Genomic DNA, 17,723 nt, shown 5'->3' with positions numbered 1-17,723 from the left:
TTACTATTTTATTTGATGTTTATTTTGCGATTCGGTGCATAACGGAATGCTTTTTTATAAGCATGAGAGAAATGTGAGAGGTCTTCAAATCCAAGATCGAGGTATAGGTTGGCAGGCTTCTCTTTTTTGTCTTCTATTCGCCACTTCGCTTCCTGCAATCTCTTTTGAACTAACCATTTGCCTGGTGTTGTATGATATATTTTTTCGAAGTCGCGCTTAAACCCGGAAAGACTACGCCCAGTCAGGAATGCAAAGCGTTCCATGCTGACATTATAACGGTAGTGACGATTCATAAAAGCCTCCAGGTCCAGCTTCCCTGGTTCACTAAAGTCGAAGAGTATATTTTTAAACCTGGTATCATTTTTTATCAGCAGCAATACCAGCTCTTGTGTTTTGAGTGTTATCAGCCGCTGGTCCGGTTGAGGTAGATGAAGATACGCTTGTAAGGAGTCTACATATCCTCTTAACAGATTATCTGGATGGATTAATAATGGCACTTCCGAAGTATTGGTCTGGTCTTTTTTCAGGCCGTACTGTTCACTCATCGCCCGCAGTGTATACTGATCCATGTGCACAGCTACCGATCGGAAAACCCCACTCACCGGACTTTTCACATACCTTGCCAGCTGGTTGCTGCGGAAGAATCGAAAGTCTCCCTCACCAAAAGTATACTTAATACCACTCAGCCACACCTCATGTTTACCACTTATGATATAGCTGAAAATATGATCCGTTACAAATGCCTCCCCTTCTATGTTCCCATCAGTATAGGAATTTAATAATATGCGGGGAACGTTTGCAGTTTGTTGCTGATATTGCAGGTCATGTCTCATATACCACTTTTTTACTTTACAGCTTCATAGTTCGCTGTTATCTCATTTCGAGATCAAAGGTCCAACTATTATCTACTTGAAGTTTTGTTAAAAAGCTCAAATTTCTTTGTTTAAAAGTTCAGTGGCTACAAGCCTTAAATATGTAACTTTAACGCTTTATAAAAGCTGCACATGAAAATAATAGACAAACTTGCCTGGATAGAGATAAAAAATAAGTCCATATTATCTACCAAATCCTTCGGAAAAACTAAATGTTATATTCCAGGTGGGAAAAGAGAACCAGGAGAAAGCGATGCGCAGGCCTTGTGTCGTGAAATTTCAGAAGAGCTTAATGTTGAATTGGATCCCCAAACGCTACATTTTATAGGCAGCTTTGAAGCACAGGCAGATAGCCATCCTGATGGCGTGTCTGTAAAGATGACCTGCTATACGGCAAATTACACAGGCGAGTTAAAAGCATGTGCAGAAATAGAAAGTTTCACCTGGCTGACATCTGCAGATAAAGACAAAATCTCTGCAGTTGATATGTTGATATTTGATTATTTAAAAGATCAGCAGATGATTGACTAGTAGGTATCCTGATTCACATTTCGATATTTCGCTAAAAATAAAAGTTGTTGCTCGATGTAGTGACAACTTTTTTCATTTTATGCACACCAAGAATGACGAAAATTTACAATTCTACGTTAACCTTATTTCCGAATTTTATCAAGCGCTACGCATTAGTATCGACGATCAAGAACCCACAAAATCCAGGCGTTCAGTCGCCAGGTCCTACCGTTCCCCAAATATAAAGAGCCTATAATTCTAACACTTAAATTTAATAGTATGCCTGCAAGAAGTGTAATTGTAAGTATCAATAACCTCACAAGATTTCCACTGACAAAAATTGAAGAAGTATTAAACCATGGTGCCTGGACATGGGACGTATCTCCCCCTAAAACAATTCCACCGCACAGTCGACTTTCCTTTGAAGGAGAATCTGTCACCATGACGGGAACGGAAGGTCATGTCCGATATAGAATAGAAGATGGAAGAAATTCAGAATTTTACTTTCATTGGAACAACCCTTTGGCTAGTAACATCGTGGGTAGTCACTACAATTCTTTCCATGAATTTATTACCGATGATTATGCCATTTGGCATACTGGAAATGACAACAGCTACAATGAAAACGTTGAATTATACATTGATATTTCTAAAGATATCCTGATACCGAATTTTCTGCCATCCACCTGCGGTTTCAAGTTTCCAAATCAATGGAATGACTTCGGATATAAAATTCCAGCATTGCAGAATATTCCCTTAATCGGCAATATAAAATTTGGAGATGCAAGTAATGGTTTATGTGGTGGTATGATATATGCCGTCAGGGATTATTATGAAGCTAAAACACCTATTCCCCAAATAAACACAGTTCCTAATAATGCTGATGATCCTCTGACTAAGTACATTATCGATAGATTGCTGGCAAGCTTTACTTTAAATGATGTAACCATGTATTTAAAACTCATGAGCCCAGCATATGCCGACACAGATGACGGGGTATTACATCAAGCTGGGCAACAAGGAAGAGCTTATGTAACAATAAAGGAAGAGTGGCCAATGATTAAAAATGATATTGACAACGGGCACCCAAGTACAATTGGTCTGATTCGCGTAAAGTCACTCAATCCTGGCGATTTGGGTAAGAATCACCAGGTAGCCGTATATGGTTATCGAATGACCGGAAGTCGTGTAATAATGAGAATTTACGATCCGAATTTCCAACTGGATAATACCATCACACTTACTTTAAGTCTTGCCTCCACCGGTGATCCTGTTAATGCAGTATATAGCAAAAATGATGGTAAACCCATATATGCATTGTTCAGAACCAATTATGAAAGAAGGGATTATTTTCCCCGTGTTTTACCGCCCGCAACCAGGAATTCCTTTGACTTTTCGATCAGTCGTGAACCCAATCATTTAGATGTATTCTGGGTTGGTAACGATGGCAGGATATATTCTTCCTGGTGGCATGCTGGCGGCAACTGGGATAATCATGTATTTCAAATACCAGGAAACTATCCGCCCCCGGCGCCAGGAACAAATATTACCAGCGTATCAAGGGAGCCAAATCATTTAGATATATTCTGGATTGGCAGCGATGGAAAAATTTATTCTTCCTGGTGGCATGCGGGTGGCAACTGGGATAATCACGTATTTCAAATACCAGGAAACTATCCACCCCCTGCGCCGGGAACGAAAATCACCAGCGTCTCAAGAGAGCCAAACCATCTGGATATATTCTGGATTGGCAGTGATGGAAAAATCTATTCTTCCTGGTGGCATGCGGGTAGTAACTGGGACAATCATGTTTTCCCAATACCAGGAAATTATTCCCAGCCGGCGCCTGGAACGAATATTACCAGCGTTTCCAGAGAACCAAACCACGTAGATATATTCTGGACCGGCAACGATGGAAAGATTTATTCCTCCTGGTGGCATGCGGGTGGTAACTGGGATAATCATGTTTTCCAAATACCAGGAAATTATCCACCGCCAGCACCGGGAACGAAAATCACCAGCATTTCCAGAGAACCTAACCACCTGGATATTTTCTGGATTGGAAACGATGGAAAGATTTATTCTTCCTGGTGGCATGCGGGTGGTAACTGGGATAATCATGTTTTCCAAGTGCCAGGAAACTATCCACAGCCAGCGCCCAGCACAAATATCGCGAGCGTATGCAGAGAATCTAACCACCTGGATATTTTCTGGATTGGAAACGATGGAATGGTCTATTCATCCTGGTGGCATGTCGGAGGGACCTGGAATGAACATGTTTTTCAAGTACCTGGAAATTATATAGCTCCTGCTCCGGGAACAAATATCTCAAGTGTTTCGAGAGAACCCAACCACTTGGATATTTTCTGGATTGGGAATGATGGGAAACTTTATTCATCCTGGTGGCATACCGGTGGCAATTGGGATAATCATGCTTTCCAGATACCAGGAACATATGAAATAGTAGTTCCATCAGTTACCAAAAACAATGGTGGTTTTTCTGTTAGCCGAAATCCTAACCATGTAGATATATTTTGGATTGGTGATGATGAAAAGATTTATTCATCCTGGTGGAATATCGGGAATACCTGGGATAACCACATTTTTCCAATACCTGGAAACTATCCACCGCCGGCGCCTGGAACCACTATTACAAGTTGTTCCAGAAACCCTAACCATGTAGATATTTTCTGGACTGGAAATGATGGAAAAATATATTCATCCTGGTGGCATACCGGCACTACCTGGGATAATCATGTTTTCCAAATACCAGGAAACTATCCACCGCCGGCACCTGGAACGAATGTTACCAGCATTTCCAGAGAACCTAACCATGTAGATATTTTCTGGGTTGGAGATGATGGAAAAATTTATTCATCATGGTGGCATGCGGATACAACCTGGGATAATCACGTTTTTCTGATACCAGGAGAATATCCTGCCCCTGAAGCTGGAACTAATATTACCAGCGTTTCCAGAGAACCCAACCACCTGGATATTTTCTGGATTGGAAATGATGGAAAAATTTATTCGTCATGGTGGCATGCTGGCACTACCTGGGATAATCATGTTTTTCAAATACCAGGAGAATATCCACCACCAGCGCCAGGAACTAATTTTACCAGTATTTCCAGAGAACCAAACCATGTAGATATTTTTTGGATTGGAAATGATGGAAAAGTTTATTCCTCATGGTGGCATGCTGGCACTACCTGGGATAACCATGTTTTTCAAATACCAGGAGAATATCCACCGCCGGTCGCTGAAACAAATATCACTTGCCTTTCCAGAGAACCAAACCATGTAGATATTTTTTGGATTGGAAATGATGGAAAAGTCTATTCCTCATGGTGGCACTCAGGCGACACATGGAATAATCACGTTTTTTCAATACCAGGAAGTTATCCACCACCTGCAACAGGAACCATAATTACAAGTACATCCAGAGAACCAAACCATATAGATATATTCTGGGTTGGAAGTGATGGTAAAGTTTATTCATCATGGTGGCAAGCAGGTGGTAATTGGGATAATCATACTTTTCAAATACCAGGTACCTATATGGTACGTCCTTAACGGTAATTTGTATAACAATTCGTAAGTGGTAATATCAAAAGGTTAAATAACTTTAAAATAAGGTCAAGCAAATATTAGCCGCATAAATCGTATGATTGAAGCGGCTTTGCTGTTTACATTTCAAATGAACGGGAAGGATACCGAAAAAATTAAGATCTTACTTATACTGGCTATCAATGACTTTTGCTGCCTAACCTCTCAGTTTAGAGCCAATTAATAAAAAATTGGTTCTTTTAAAACTATATCGTAATATTGCGATATAACAATAACATTAACATAAATCAATGGGTGCAACAAAGGCAGATCTATTTACCAAACAACAGAACGACATAGCCGCCATGGCTAAGGCATTGGCGCATCCTGCCCGTATTGCCATCCTGCAGTACCTGGTAAAAAAGAACGCGTGTGTCTGCGGAGATTTGGTGGAAGAACTGGGATTGGCGCAAGCCACTACTTCCCAGCACTTAAAAGAGTTGAAAATAGCCGGGATAATACAAGGCTCCATTGAAGGCGCCAGCGTATGCTACTGCATTAATCCAAAAGTATGGAAGCAGTATAAAGAGCTGTTCAACGCATTCTTTAAAGACGTAGATCCGCAACAATCCTGTTGTTAAAATTTTTTGTTTAAATCTATCGCAATATTGCAATAATACAATAATATTTTTATCATGGCTACCGATGAACAAATGAAAGATTTGGTGAAACAGAAGTACAGCGAAATCGCATTACAGGACAAGGCTACCAACGAGGCTTCCTGCTGCGGCTCCGGATGTTGCTCTACTGAGGTATATAACATCATGAGCGATGACTATACCCAACTGGAAGGATACAATCCTGCTGCCGATCTGGGACTGGGTTGCGGCCTACCAACACAGTTTGCAAAAATCAAAAAAGGAGATACCGTCATTGATTTAGGCTCTGGTGCGGGCAATGATTGTTTTATCGCCAGACAGGAAACCGGAGAAGCAGGAAAAGTAATTGGCATCGACTTTACATCTGCCATGATTGAAAAAGCACGGGCCAACGCCGAGAAACTACACTTTAATAATGTGGAATTCCGTCAGGGCGATATTGAGAAAATGCCAGTAACAGCCAACATTGCAGACGTAGTAGTCAGTAATTGTGTACTCAACCTCGTGCCCAATAAAAACGGTGTGATAAAGGAAATATTCCGTGTATTGAAACCTGGCGGTCATTTCAGTATCTCCGACATTGTATTGCAAGGCACCTTACCTGCCAGCATCCAGCAAGCGGCTGAAATGTATGCTGGTTGCGTATCTGGAGCAATACAAAAACAAGAATACCTTGACTTGATACACAACAATGGATTCAAAAATATCAGCATTCAAAAGGAAAAAACCATTACTATTCCGGATGATATTCTTTCCAACTACCTGAACGCCGAAGAAATGGCGGCTTTCCGCTCAGGTAATACCGGCATCTACAGCATTACGGTATATGCAGAAAAACCATCCGATGCCGCTTGCTGCCCTCCTGGCTGCTGCTAATCGGCCGAATTGTATTCCTGACTTTTAGAAAATATATACTGCATCATCATGCAAAACTGCAATCCTGGACAACGGAAACAACTAGGCTTCCTGGACCGCTACCTGACCTTGTGGATACTACTGGCAATGGTCATCGGCATTGGTATCGGATACTTTTTCCCCTCCTCATCGGGCTTCATCAACTCTTTTTCTTCAGGCACTACCAACATACCACTGGCAATAGGCCTGATATTGATGATGTATCCGCCGCTGGCTAAGGTGAAATATGAAAACATGGGAGAAGTATTCCGCAATACAAAAGTATTGACCACTTCTCTCCTGCTAAACTGGGTAGTGGGCCCTATCCTCATGTTCGTGTTGGCAGCACTGTTTTTACACGGCTATCCGGAATATATGACTGGCCTTATTTTGATTGGGCTAGCCCGTTGTATCGCGATGGTCATCGTATGGAACGAATTGGCAGATGGCAACCGCGAATACGCTGCTGGCTTAGTTGCGTTAAACAGCATCTTCCAGGTGTTACTGTATAGTGTTTACGCCTACGTTTTCATTACTTGGCTACCAACTATTTTTGGCATGAAAGGCCTGACTGTAGCCATTTCCATCAGCGAAATCGCTAAAAGCGTCGGCATCTATTTGGGTATCCCGTTTGCAGCAGGCATTATCAGCCGTTACAGCCTGATTACATGGAAAGGAGAACAATGGTATCAAGAAAAATTTGTGCCCTTCATCTCTCCCATTACGTTAATAGCTTTATTGTTTACCATCGTAGTGATGTTCAGTCTTAAAGGCGAATTGATTGTGCAGATACCTTTTGATGTTATCAGAATAGCCATTCCTCTGGTAATTTATTTTGCCATTATGTTTTTCGTAAGTTTCCTCCTCGGTAAAACAATGGGCGCCGATTATTCCCGGAATACGGCCATTGCCTTCACTGCGGCTGGTAATAACTTTGAGCTGGCTATTGCAGTAGCCATCGGCGTATTTGGTATCAATTCCGGTCAGGCTTTCGTTGGCGTAATTGGGCCGCTGGTTGAAGTGCCTGCACTCATCGCCCTGGTAAACGTGGCTTTCTGGCTTCGGAAGAAATGGTACCACTCGCCCAATAACACTATAAAAGCATAAACCTTCCACCTATTATACTAAACAACACATGAAAAAAATCCTTGTCCTTTGTACCGGCAACAGCTGCCGGAGCCAAATCGCAGAAGGCTATTTACGATATTTTGCCGGAGATAAAGCAGTGGTTTATAGCGCTGGCGTAGAAACGCATGGCGTCAATCCGCGTGCCATTGCTACCATGACAGAAGATGGCATCGATATTTCAGGGCATACCTCCAATAACATTACGGAGTATCAGGACATACCCTTCGACTTTGTTATAACCGTTTGCGACAACGCCAAAGAAAGATGTCCGTTTTTCCCAAGCACTGCGCAAAAATTCCATGAAAACTTCCCTGACCCTGCAAAAGCTACGGGAACTGAAGAAGAGATCATGCAGCAATTCAGAACAGTTCGCCAAATTATCAAAGATTACACCCAATCCTTTGTAGCAGCCAACCTCTGATGCAACAACCGTAACCAACATATGGAAGGAATTGAGCAATGAGCTCGAAGAATAACCGCTACAAATATAGCAGCAGGTTATACTCATGTAAGTGTACTCTTCCAATATGGCTAATTCATTAGGGATATCCTGTTACCACAGGATATCCCTTTTTTTATTCACAGCTGCAGGTAATTCCTATAATGGAAATGCATCCGTGATAACCTCAATGTCTTTGCTGCTGGCTAACTGTCGGCCTCTGCTTTGACCAATAAAATACTAATTTGTTTATCTATGGTACTAAAAAATTAATATTATCCAGTAAATCTGTATATATCTGGTAACAAATCATGTTGTTTAAAAATGCTTAATTTTAGTTTGTATTAAATGATAACCTTCATTAGACAATGGATGCTCGTATCATACCACCAATACTCCCACTCCGGCCATATATCCGGTACTTCTGGGTATTGGAAAATAAACGCATCGACTATACGGAGAAACTTAAGCTAATCCCAGAAGGCTTACCCGGCCTGGTTTTCCAGGAAAATCCATCAGCATTTGAAAATAGCGACAAGCAATCATTACCCCAAACTTTTATATTCGGACAAGCTACGCATTATGCTGAACTCAATGCATCAGGAACTTTCCGAAATATAGGCGTTTGCTTTCAACCTACAGCACTATCATCGGTTTTCGGCATAGCTGCCAGTGAACTAACGGAAAAACATATAGCCGTCAACGATCTCATCAAAAATACAATCAACGATCAACTTTTAAATACACCCGTTCTATCGCAGAAAATTGCTGTGCTGGAACAGTGCTTTCTACAGCTCACTGACGGACATCATCCGGAAAATGCCAATATCCAACATGCACTCCTGCAATTGGAGCAAGGCAAGACATTAAGGCAACTACAAGAGGCTTTACAAATATCCGAACGATCTTTAGAACGCCTATTCAAACATCATGTAGGCATCTCTCCCAAATTATATGCGAGAATCTGCCGATTCCAGGCCACATTGAAAATGCTGCGAAACACGCGCAATACCACTTTGACAGAAATCGCCTACCTGGAAAATTATTTCGATCAATCACACTTTATTCGTGATTTTAAATTTTTTGCAGGCACTACACCCAAAGCATTTCTACAAAATTTGCATCAGCAATTTCCCAATTTTCCGGACTGGAAATAATCACGGCTGTCGGGTTTTTACAATTTTTTGAAATTATCAGCAGGTAGCTTTACCGAGTAATATAAATCAGAATAACATTAAAAATGTCATTAATTGGTGGGAGATATACTTCAGACTTCAACAGGGCCAAACAATTCTATTCAACGGTGTTGACAGATAATATTAATTTCTATAAAAAAGAAAATGGAAACAAGAAAAATTCCTCAACCTGATAACACCGCAGTAAGAACCGCATTATGGCGAGCTTTGCATGTACTGGTGGATGATAAACCGCATATACTGGAGGATACGGTGGGATTGCAACTCATAGCGCCTACAGATGACTGGCAGGAACGCCCTGATATGAAGTACACCAAACGACTAAGGGCTTCAATTGTTGCCCGTTCACGCTTCATCGAAGATCTGGCAAAAGCACAAACCGAAAAAGGTGTGCAGCAATATGTATTACTGGGTGCCGGGCTGGATAGTTTTGCTCAAAGAAACAAAACGGCGATCTCCCGGTTAAGCATATACGAAATTGATCAACCGGATACTTTAGCCTGGAAAAAAGAAAAACTGCTCGAAAATGGTTTTGAAATTCCTGCCAGCCTGCATTTTGTACCGGTAAACTTTGAAACGTCTTCTTGGTGGGAAGAGCTGCTTCATGCTGGTTTCGACATCCGTCAGCAAACATTTGTTTCCTGCATTGGCGTTACCCTATATCTTACCAAAGAGGCGATTTTGGACACACTACGGAAACTAACTTCGCTGGCGGAGGGCTCCACTATTGCCATTGCCTTTTATCTACCACTAGCCTTGCTCGACGCAGAAGACCAGCCACTTATGGAAATGGCCATTAAAGGCGCCGCGGCGGCAGGGACACCTTTTGTCAGCTTCTATTCAACCGAAGAGATCAGGCAGATGGCAGCGGATATCGGTTTCAAAGAGATCCAAACAATTTCAACGAAAGACATGGGTGACCTGTATTTTAAAGACCGTACTGATGATCTTTTTCCCGCTAGCGGAGAAATATTGCTGGTGGCAACGATATAAACGAATAATCCTTTTAACAATATTAAAAGCGTCTACTTCGTATAGGCGCTTTTTTGTTTTTACAAAAACCGCATTTTCTATCGGCACTATTAACCCCACCGCCTATACGCAGTTTCTATAACATTTCCCGGAAAATAACATGCATTTTATTATTTTTACCTTATATCCTATGAAATATTCAATTATAATGAAGGATATACCAGTATTTAACCAATCCTGAGACAAACCCCCAACGTGCAGCGTGCAGCCTGGAGGCAGTACAACGCTATTCCTTTAAAATTCATTTCAATAACTGCCTTCCTTGGAGGTGGATATGCTTTCGAACCTATGATGCAACAGCTTTTAATTACATCGAAGAGATGCAACCAATTCATGCAATTGCATATTATTGCGGGACTGATAATACTTCTATCTGGCATGTCCAATATGGTGATGGCTAATGCGAAAACAAGCAGCCACCGCTCCGAGACAGTGGCAGAAGTTCCGCCTGCAGCCACCGTAACCTCTGAGTTTACCAGCGTCAATACGATTTTTACGGTAAATATCACTTTTAGCAAGGTGGTAAGTTTGCTCAGCATCTCCAATATCTCTTTTAGTAATGGAGCCCTTGCTAATCTCATCCAAACTTCAGACAGTAGCTACAGAATAACGGTAGCACCTTTAATAAGTGGCACTCCCGTTACGATCTCGGTGCCGGCAAATGTGGTTACAGATACCATTGGCAATGGAAATACGGCCTCCAACACTTTGTCTGTAGCCTATGATGTCACCAGGCCTGCTGCATTGCTGCAAACTGCTAAAAGCAATGTAAACGGATCATTTGTGGTAAAACTACATTTAGACAGGACATCCGCTGACCTGTTTCAATCGAAGATAACGGTTGTAAATGGCACGATCAATTCATTAGGGGATGATCCTGCCAGTGCCAATCCTAATGACTTCATTTTTAATATTGTGCCAACAGCTGAAGGCCCTGTCCAGGTCTTTATCCCAGACAATACATTACATGATGTATTCACTAATACGTTTCTATTCTCCAACAGATTGGAAGTACTATATGATGTAACAAAACCCACCGCTGTAATAACATCACCTAAACTGAGAATAAACAGCCCCACCACACTGACAGTATATTTTTCAGAGCCAGTGACAGATTTCAGTCTGGCTGATATCGTTGCAAGTAACGGGACTGTCAGCAACCTGGCAGGAGCTTTCCCGGGTAAAACTTATTCCTTTCTTGCTAATCCTCTGGCTAATCCTGTAACTATTTCCATTCCAGGCGGCCAGGTAACAGATCTCGCTGGAAATCCCAACCTGCTAACTACTGTACTGACACTCTCCTATGACAATATCGCCCCTGTTATTCTTGCCAATCAGCAATTTAACATACCGGAATTCAGTGCAGTTGGAACAAGTGTAGCCATGGTAAACGCCAACGACGCATCAGGTATTCTCAACAATTGGATTATTTCCACCAACTCAGACCAAAATAGTAATGGTATCCCGGATTTTAAGATAAATGCTACTACTGGCCAGATCACTGTAAATGACAATGCTTTAAGTACTGTTTTTGGGACCACCTGCTATATTAGGGTCACTGTTACAGATGATCTCAACACCAGTGCGCCGCAAGACGTAGCCATTCATTTATTGTCTACCAATACCGCTCCTTCTGACATTAATCTGTCGTTCTCGAGTGTTGGAGAGAACAACACTATAGGTAATACCATTGGCTCTTTCAGCGCTACAGACCCGGACATAAACGATATTTTTACCTATACGCTGGTCGCCGGCATAGGCAGTATTGACAATAATGCTTTTGTTATCAATGGTAACCAATTGCAATCTGCCATTAGCTTTGATTATGAGACTAAATCGCAATACAGTATTCGTGTACGCGTAACCGATAGCAAAGGCGCAACTTTCGAGAAAATCTTCACTATTTCAGTTATTGACAAAATGGAACCACCCACCGCTCTTACACTCAGCAATAACAGCATTGCTGAAAATAAGCCAACGGGCACGGTGATAGGCAGTTTCAGCGCTACGGACCCAGATGCAGGCAGCAGCTTTACTTACACACTCGTAGCTGGCAATGGAAGCAACGACAATAACGCATTCACGATTTCCGGAAACAACTTGCAAGCCGCAGCCAGCTTCGACTTCGAAACGAAATCACAATATACCATTCGTGTACGCGTAACCGATAATGGAGGATTATCGCTGGAAAATATCTTTATTATAAATGTTACAGATATAAACGAAGCACCCACCAATCTTACAATCAGCAACAACAGTATTCCGGAAAATCAGCCCGCAGGAGTGGTGCTAGGCAGTTTCAGCACAGCAGACCCGGATGCAGGCAGCAGCTTCACTTACGCCTTAGTTGCTGGCAACGGAAGCGATGATAATAACGCATTCACGATTTCAGGCAACAATTTACAAGCCGCAACCAGCTTCGACTTCGAAACGAAATCACAATACACCATTCGTGTACGCGTAACCGATAATGGAGGATTATCGCTGGAAAATGTCTTTATTATTAATGTTACAGACGTAAACGAAGCACCCACCAATCTTACAATCAGCAACAACAGTATTCCGGAAAATCAGCCAGCGGGTACGGTGATTGGCAGTTTCAGCACCACAGATCCGGATGCGAATAGTAGTTTTACCTATTCGCTGGTAACAGGCACTGGTAGCGATGACAATAGCACATTTACGATCATCGGCAATCAATTACAGGCTGCTGCCAGCTTCGACTTCGAAACAAAATCACAATACACTGTTCGTATACGCGTTACCGATAATGGAGGGTTATCGCTGGAAAATGTCTTTATTATAAATGTTACAGATGTAAACGAAGCACCCACCAATCTTACAATCAGCAATAACAGTATTCCGGAAAATCAACCTGCAGGCAAGGTGATAGGTAGTTTCAGTGCTACTGACCCGGATGCTGGCAGCAGCTTTACTTATGCTTTAGTTGCTGGCAACGGAAGCGATGATAACGCACAATTCATGATTAGTGGCTACCAATTAAAATCTGCGGCATCATACAACTACGAAAACAAAAGTCAGTATAAAGTTCGTGTGCGCGTTACCGATAACAACGGACTTACCTTTGAATTACCGTTCCTGATAACTATCATTGATGTCAATGAAATCCCAGGCATCAATCCTGTGGCGGATCAATCTTTCTGTTATGATCCAGCAACCCAACAGATTATGCTTACCGGCATCAGCGCAGGTGAAGATAAAAACCAGACAGTTCAACTTTCTGTAACAGCAGATCAACCTTACTTTAATGTACTTAGCATAAAAGACAATGGGAATGGCACTGCTGCCCTTCTGCTTACCATGAAGCCACAGGTAACTGGTACCGCCCTATTGACGGTTAAAATTAAAGACAATGGCGGCACAGCTAATGGCGGTATTGATGAAGTCAGTACTACTTTCGCGCTTCGCATCAACGCTTTACCTGCCGTCGCTATTACCAGCAGCCAGGGCCTCACAGTCGACAAAGGCACGCAACTACAGCTTACAGCCACTGGGGGCGTCGTTTATGAGTGGTCTAATACCATAGGCATGATCAATGGACAGCATACCCCTGTACTCTCCATCATAGCAGATGCAAACAATACTTACCAGGTAACTGTAACAGATAATAATGGTTGTGAAAGCACGGGAGCGCTCACCCTCACTGTAAACCAGGCGTTTAAAATGGATGCTACCAATATCCTGACACCTAACGGCGACGGCATCAACGATTTCTTCCGCATTCGTAACATTGCCGCCTATACGAACAACGAATTAAAGGTCTTCGACAGAGCCGGCAGAATAGTCTACTCTCGCAAAAATTATGATAACCAATGGGATGGGAAAGTAAATGGTTCGCTGCTTGCAGAAGGCACTTACTACTATATTTTTGAAGTTGTTAGCGAAGGAAAGCCACAGTTATATAAAGGATATATCTCGATTATTCAAAATCGTTGATTTTCAAAAAAATAATATCCAATAAAAAACCAACTGATATCACCTTTATCAGTTGGTTTTTTTATTGGTAGATTATCAAGGAAGACGTCTACCTTGTTTTTAGTACAACATTTTTTGCAAGATTCAAACACTGCTGTGAGGACTCCTTAATGGTTTTGTAACTTACTTCCTGTTTCATTGCTCCTCCCCGACGATTCAAGCACCCCGCATGGCCTAACTTATGCTGATTCACAATACCTGTAATTTTCCATGCTGAACAACCGCTCCATGGCATAGCCACATTGGCTAAAGACAGGAGAGGAATAACTATTCAATTAATCCACCATGAAAAAGCAAACAACCCCTAAAAGACTACAGTTAACCAAAATTAAAGTGGCAGCTTTAAGCGCTTCAAAAGCAAACGTATGCCTGACCTCATTGGCACAAACAACTTGCCCTAATTGCAAGCTTACACGCGATTGTTAATTACTAATTATTCCAGGAACAATGCCAAAGCTGGGTTTGGCATTGTTCTTCCTACAAAATTATTCCACTAACTCAGTTTCAAGTATTTTTCGCCATTGCTTTATTGTACTTCTTTCGAAGCTCAACCACCGCATTGGGACCGCCTTGTGGCATATTATTAACAATGATATTCATTGAAGGGCTATTCATATCATCAGCAGGTTTGCAAACTGTAATAAATGCGCTGGAAGCTTTCTGCGCCCCACAACGCCTGTCGCCACCTGCTTCACTCCCCGCTTCCAGGGCTATCATCAATTGATCAGCGATACCTAATCCGCGTTTTCGTGCAGCTATGACCGCATCCATGATCCGTTGAATTTCTGAGGCATCGCTTAAAGTGTTTCCCTGTACCGATATACCTGGTGCCGTAAGCGCACCATTGAAAGCAGGAATATTCTTTCCTGAATAGACTTTTACCTCATCTTGTTTATATAAACATACCACACCATATTGCTGATCTTCCGGATAAAACATTTCGCTCCTCAGAGAGTCAATGATTTCTTGTGGCGACCTATGATCTATTACCATTTGCAAGCCAGCTATCTTAGCCAATTTATTACTCATTGCCTGCACAACCACTGCTCCTTTTCCTGGAATAATACCGCCAATACCATAAACACTGCCCGTACAAGAGGCGCCAGCAATGCCTATTTCTTTTGTTTTAGGATCAACAATGATGATTGACCAAGTAGCAAAAACAGCAATACTGCCAAACTGCATGATGAGTAGGAGGAGTATGAATGGTAAATACTTTTTCATACAATAAATATTTAAAAGGGGTCTGATACTAAGTTAGTATATTATTGAGAAGTAGCGACTTATTATACTAAGCAATACAATTTACCAATTTATGGTGAATTTATGTATCATCGTAGTCTTTCAGGGAATGAGATTACAGGAAAAATTTCAACAAAAGCAAAAGAGGCCTCCTGGCAGCAGGAGGCCTCTTGGTTTGCCCATAAATGGTTCGTTATTGAATTGCTTTACGTATCTTTTCAATATCTGCCTGACGGATGTATTCAGGTATATTCTGATATTGTTGATGAAACCCAAAACCGCCTTGTTCCATTTCTTTAATGGCTTCTTCCTTACTCCAGCCTTGGATGACAATGCGATACATAGCCGACACCACGCCGGTACGGTCGCTGCCATGCTGACAATGTATCAATATTGGTTTAGGAGATTGCCGCAATATTTTTAATGCTGCAATGATAGATGCATTATCAACCTGGCTGGCTTCCATTTCTACAGCATACAGCTTCAAGCCCGACTGGCTGCTCGCTTTAGCGTCGTTGTGATGTGACCTCAGATTGAGAACACTGGCTACTCCGGAGGCATGCAATGCTGCAAACCCACTACTATCAGGTTGTGCCGACCTATACACGCTGTCGCTCACCTTGTACAGATTACCTACATTTCCAATGGTCTGCTTCTGTGCCCAAACTGGTAACTGTTGTGCAATTGCGGCCTTGACAAACAAAAGTATAGCGAATGTAAAAACTAACTTTTTCATCAATAATCAGGATTTTGTTGACCAGCGATATTTGGATTAGCATTGATTTCATTCAATGGTATTGGCATGATTGTCTTGGTATTCGGATAGCCGATGCTGATAGTAGCACCACCTGTTTTGTATTTGGTGAACGTCTGCTTCCAACGGGTAAGATCAAACAAACGATGACCTTCGAAACATAATTCCTTACGGCGTTCATTTTTGATGACAGTCAGCAAAGCATCGCCAGTGGCTGTAGTAGCAGCAACCGTTCCCAGTGCACGGGTACGCACCACATCCACATCTGCGGCTGCCAACGCATCTTTGCCTTGTTTGTTGCGCGCTTCTGCTCTTGTCAGATATACTTCTGCCAGTCGCACTACTTTCATCCCTTCGAGGTAAGTACTTTTGTTCTGATATTTGTTGATGAGAATGGCAGGATTTTCTGCACCACTGCGTTTGCCCTTTACCACAAAGCTTCTGCGTACATCAGTAGCATCGTACTGATTATACAAATCGTCAGTAGCCAACATATCTCCATAGCTACCACCCTGCAAACAGAAATTCACCATGGCATCGGTGCCCAGGTTATCCGTGGTCAGGTAGAGGATCTCAAAAATTGTTTCGCTGTTGTTCTCCAGCTGAAAATCCGTTGCCAGTTTATCTTTCGCCAGCAGTGTATACTTATTATCGGTGATAATGTCTGTTGCCAGTTTTTCGGCATCCGCCCATTTCCCTTCATATAAATATAATCTTGACAAAATGGCCTTGGCTGCATACAGGGAGATACGTCCTTTATTGCCACTCAGCGTATAGCCGACAGGGGTAGTTGGGATCAATCCAATAGCTTTTACCAGGTCGGCCTCAATCTGTGCATACACTTTACTGGCCTGATCTCTAGCCGGAGAGATGATGGCGCCGGCATCGGCAGTAGTTTCTATTACCAACGGCACTCCCAGATGGCTTTGATCCGCCGTAAAGTTATATGGCTGTGCAAATAATTTCATTAGGTCAAAATACGCCAGGGCACGTACGGCATAAGCCTCTCCCATGATCTGCGCTTTCTCGGTACTATCTGAAGCACCTACTTGCAATTTGTTGCCTGCCTGTAGCATAAGATTCGCATTCACCACTACCTGATACAAGGTGTTCCACATGCCAGTAGCGTCACCATTCGTTGAATTGGTGGTATAGCTGTCAAATTGGAGGTAACGCTTAGAGTTGCTGGAACTGAGATAGGCATTGTCCGCCATCAGGTCGGCGGTTACATAAAGCGTACGTCCGTAATAGCTAACGCCTTTCATTAAGGAGTAGATACCATTCAGACTCGCACGACCAGAGGCCATATCCACAAAGGTGCTGTTTAAATCGGTGTTCTGCTGTGGTTGTTTATCGAGAAAATCTTTACTACAGCTGCTGGTAAAGATGGCAGCACCTATTGCGGCGATAATATATGATTTAAAAAATATCTTCTTCATGAGTGATTACGTT

The 17,723-nt window shown here is 42.2% G+C and carries 13 protein-coding genes; 9 read left to right on the top strand and 4 right to left on the bottom strand.

Going from position 1 to position 17,723, the window contains the following annotated elements:
- Positions 1-8: 8 nt before the first annotated feature.
- Positions 9-833 (bottom strand): helix-turn-helix domain-containing protein, encoded by an 825-nt coding sequence (locus ACE38W_RS16410; RefSeq protein WP_375832335.1) that lies wholly within the window; start codon positions 831-833, stop codon positions 9-11.
- A gap of 171 nt (positions 834-1,004) precedes the next feature.
- Here ACE38W_RS16410 and ACE38W_RS16405 point away from each other — a divergent pair, with 171 nt between their 5' ends.
- From ACE38W_RS16405 to ACE38W_RS16365, 9 genes are all read left to right on the top strand, one after another.
- Positions 1,005-1,403: an NUDIX domain-containing protein gene (locus ACE38W_RS16405; RefSeq protein ID WP_375832334.1), complete on the top strand. Its 399-nt coding sequence runs from the start codon at positions 1,005-1,007 to the stop codon at positions 1,401-1,403.
- A 258-nt stretch (positions 1,404-1,661) separates the two neighbouring features.
- Positions 1,662-4,958 carry a hypothetical protein gene (locus tag ACE38W_RS16400; RefSeq protein WP_375832333.1) on the top strand — a complete coding sequence of 1,099 codons (3,297 nt, stop codon included), beginning with the start codon at positions 1,662-1,664 and terminating at the stop codon, positions 4,956-4,958.
- 284 nt (positions 4,959-5,242) lie between these two features.
- Positions 5,243-5,572, top strand: coding sequence for an ArsR/SmtB family transcription factor (locus ACE38W_RS16395; RefSeq protein ID WP_375832332.1), 330 nt, complete (start codon positions 5,243-5,245; stop codon positions 5,570-5,572).
- 54 nt (positions 5,573-5,626) lie between these two features.
- Positions 5,627-6,466, top strand: coding sequence for an arsenite methyltransferase (locus tag ACE38W_RS16390; protein ID WP_375832331.1), 840 nt, complete (start codon positions 5,627-5,629; stop codon positions 6,464-6,466).
- Positions 6,467-6,514: 48 nt separating this feature from the next.
- Positions 6,515-7,591 carry an ACR3 family arsenite efflux transporter gene (gene arsB, locus ACE38W_RS16385; protein ID WP_375832330.1) on the top strand — a complete coding sequence of 359 codons (1,077 nt, stop codon included), beginning with the start codon at positions 6,515-6,517 and terminating at the stop codon, positions 7,589-7,591.
- 28 nt (positions 7,592-7,619) lie between these two features.
- Positions 7,620-8,033, top strand: a complete 414-nt coding sequence (locus ACE38W_RS16380; protein WP_375832329.1) for an arsenate reductase ArsC — start codon at positions 7,620-7,622, stop codon at positions 8,031-8,033.
- A 386-nt stretch (positions 8,034-8,419) separates the two neighbouring features.
- On the top strand, positions 8,420-9,208 hold the full coding sequence (locus tag ACE38W_RS16375; RefSeq protein ID WP_375832328.1) for a DUF6597 domain-containing transcriptional factor: 789 nt from the start codon (positions 8,420-8,422) through the stop codon (positions 9,206-9,208).
- A 183-nt stretch (positions 9,209-9,391) separates the two neighbouring features.
- Positions 9,392-10,240 carry a class I SAM-dependent methyltransferase gene (locus tag ACE38W_RS16370; protein ID WP_375832327.1) on the top strand — a complete coding sequence of 283 codons (849 nt, stop codon included), beginning with the start codon at positions 9,392-9,394 and terminating at the stop codon, positions 10,238-10,240.
- A 372-nt stretch (positions 10,241-10,612) separates the two neighbouring features.
- Complete coding sequence (locus ACE38W_RS16365; protein ID WP_375832326.1) at positions 10,613-14,236, top strand: cadherin domain-containing protein; 3,624 nt, start codon at positions 10,613-10,615, stop codon at positions 14,234-14,236.
- A gap of 543 nt (positions 14,237-14,779) precedes the next feature.
- On the opposite strand, the gene ACE38W_RS16360 is transcribed toward ACE38W_RS16365, so the two are convergent.
- From ACE38W_RS16360 to ACE38W_RS16350, 3 genes are all read right to left on the bottom strand, one after another.
- Positions 14,780-15,499, bottom strand: a complete 720-nt coding sequence (locus tag ACE38W_RS16360; protein WP_375832325.1) for a DUF1028 domain-containing protein — start codon at positions 15,497-15,499, stop codon at positions 14,780-14,782.
- Between the two features lie 211 nt (positions 15,500-15,710).
- Complete coding sequence (locus tag ACE38W_RS16355) at positions 15,711-16,253, bottom strand: tyrosine-protein phosphatase (RefSeq protein ID WP_375832324.1); 543 nt, start codon at positions 16,251-16,253, stop codon at positions 15,711-15,713.
- The gene (locus ACE38W_RS16350; protein ID WP_375832323.1) at positions 16,253-17,710 is read right to left on the bottom strand and encodes a RagB/SusD family nutrient uptake outer membrane protein; all 1,458 of its coding nucleotides are present in this window, start codon (positions 17,708-17,710) and stop codon (positions 16,253-16,255) included. The genes ACE38W_RS16355 and ACE38W_RS16350 overlap by 1 nt, the downstream gene beginning before the upstream one ends.
- Positions 17,711-17,723 lie beyond the last annotated feature (13 nt).

Origin of the sequence: Chitinophaga sp. Hz27, from assembly GCF_042263525.1 — a bacterium.
Lineage (GTDB): Bacteria > Bacteroidota > Bacteroidia > Chitinophagales > Chitinophagaceae > Chitinophaga.
Note: the sequence above shows the minus strand (reverse complement) of the source record. Positions and strands in the feature narration are given on the sequence as shown.

Excerpts from the sequence above, each read along its gene's own strand:
- ACE38W_RS16375 (WP_375832328.1), top strand. The coding sequence starts at position 8,420 with ATGGATGCTCGTATCATACCACCAATACTCCCACTCCGGCCATATATC.
- ACE38W_RS16370 (WP_375832327.1), top strand. The coding sequence starts at position 9,392 with ATGGAAACAAGAAAAATTCCTCAACCTGATAACACCGCAGTAAGAACC.
- ACE38W_RS16360 (WP_375832325.1), bottom strand. The coding sequence starts at position 15,499 with ATGAAAAAGTATTTACCATTCATACTCCTCCTACTCATCATGCAGTTT.
- ACE38W_RS16380 (WP_375832329.1), top strand. The coding sequence starts at position 7,620 with ATGAAAAAAATCCTTGTCCTTTGTACCGGCAACAGCTGCCGGAGCCAA.
- ACE38W_RS16395 (WP_375832332.1), top strand. The coding sequence starts at position 5,243 with ATGGGTGCAACAAAGGCAGATCTATTTACCAAACAACAGAACGACATA.
- ACE38W_RS16390 (WP_375832331.1), top strand. The coding sequence starts at position 5,627 with ATGGCTACCGATGAACAAATGAAAGATTTGGTGAAACAGAAGTACAGC.
- ACE38W_RS16410 (WP_375832335.1), bottom strand. The coding sequence starts at position 833 with ATGAGACATGACCTGCAATATCAGCAACAAACTGCAAACGTTCCCCGC.
- ACE38W_RS16350 (WP_375832323.1), bottom strand. The coding sequence starts at position 17,710 with ATGAAGAAGATATTTTTTAAATCATATATTATCGCCGCAATAGGTGCT.
- ACE38W_RS16400 (WP_375832333.1), top strand. The coding sequence starts at position 1,662 with ATGCCTGCAAGAAGTGTAATTGTAAGTATCAATAACCTCACAAGATTT.
- ACE38W_RS16355 (WP_375832324.1), bottom strand. The coding sequence starts at position 16,253 with ATGAAAAAGTTAGTTTTTACATTCGCTATACTTTTGTTTGTCAAGGCC.
- ACE38W_RS16365 (WP_375832326.1), top strand. The coding sequence starts at position 10,613 with ATGCAATTGCATATTATTGCGGGACTGATAATACTTCTATCTGGCATG.
- ACE38W_RS16405 (WP_375832334.1), top strand. The coding sequence starts at position 1,005 with ATGAAAATAATAGACAAACTTGCCTGGATAGAGATAAAAAATAAGTCC.
- arsB (WP_375832330.1), top strand. The coding sequence starts at position 6,515 with ATGCAAAACTGCAATCCTGGACAACGGAAACAACTAGGCTTCCTGGAC.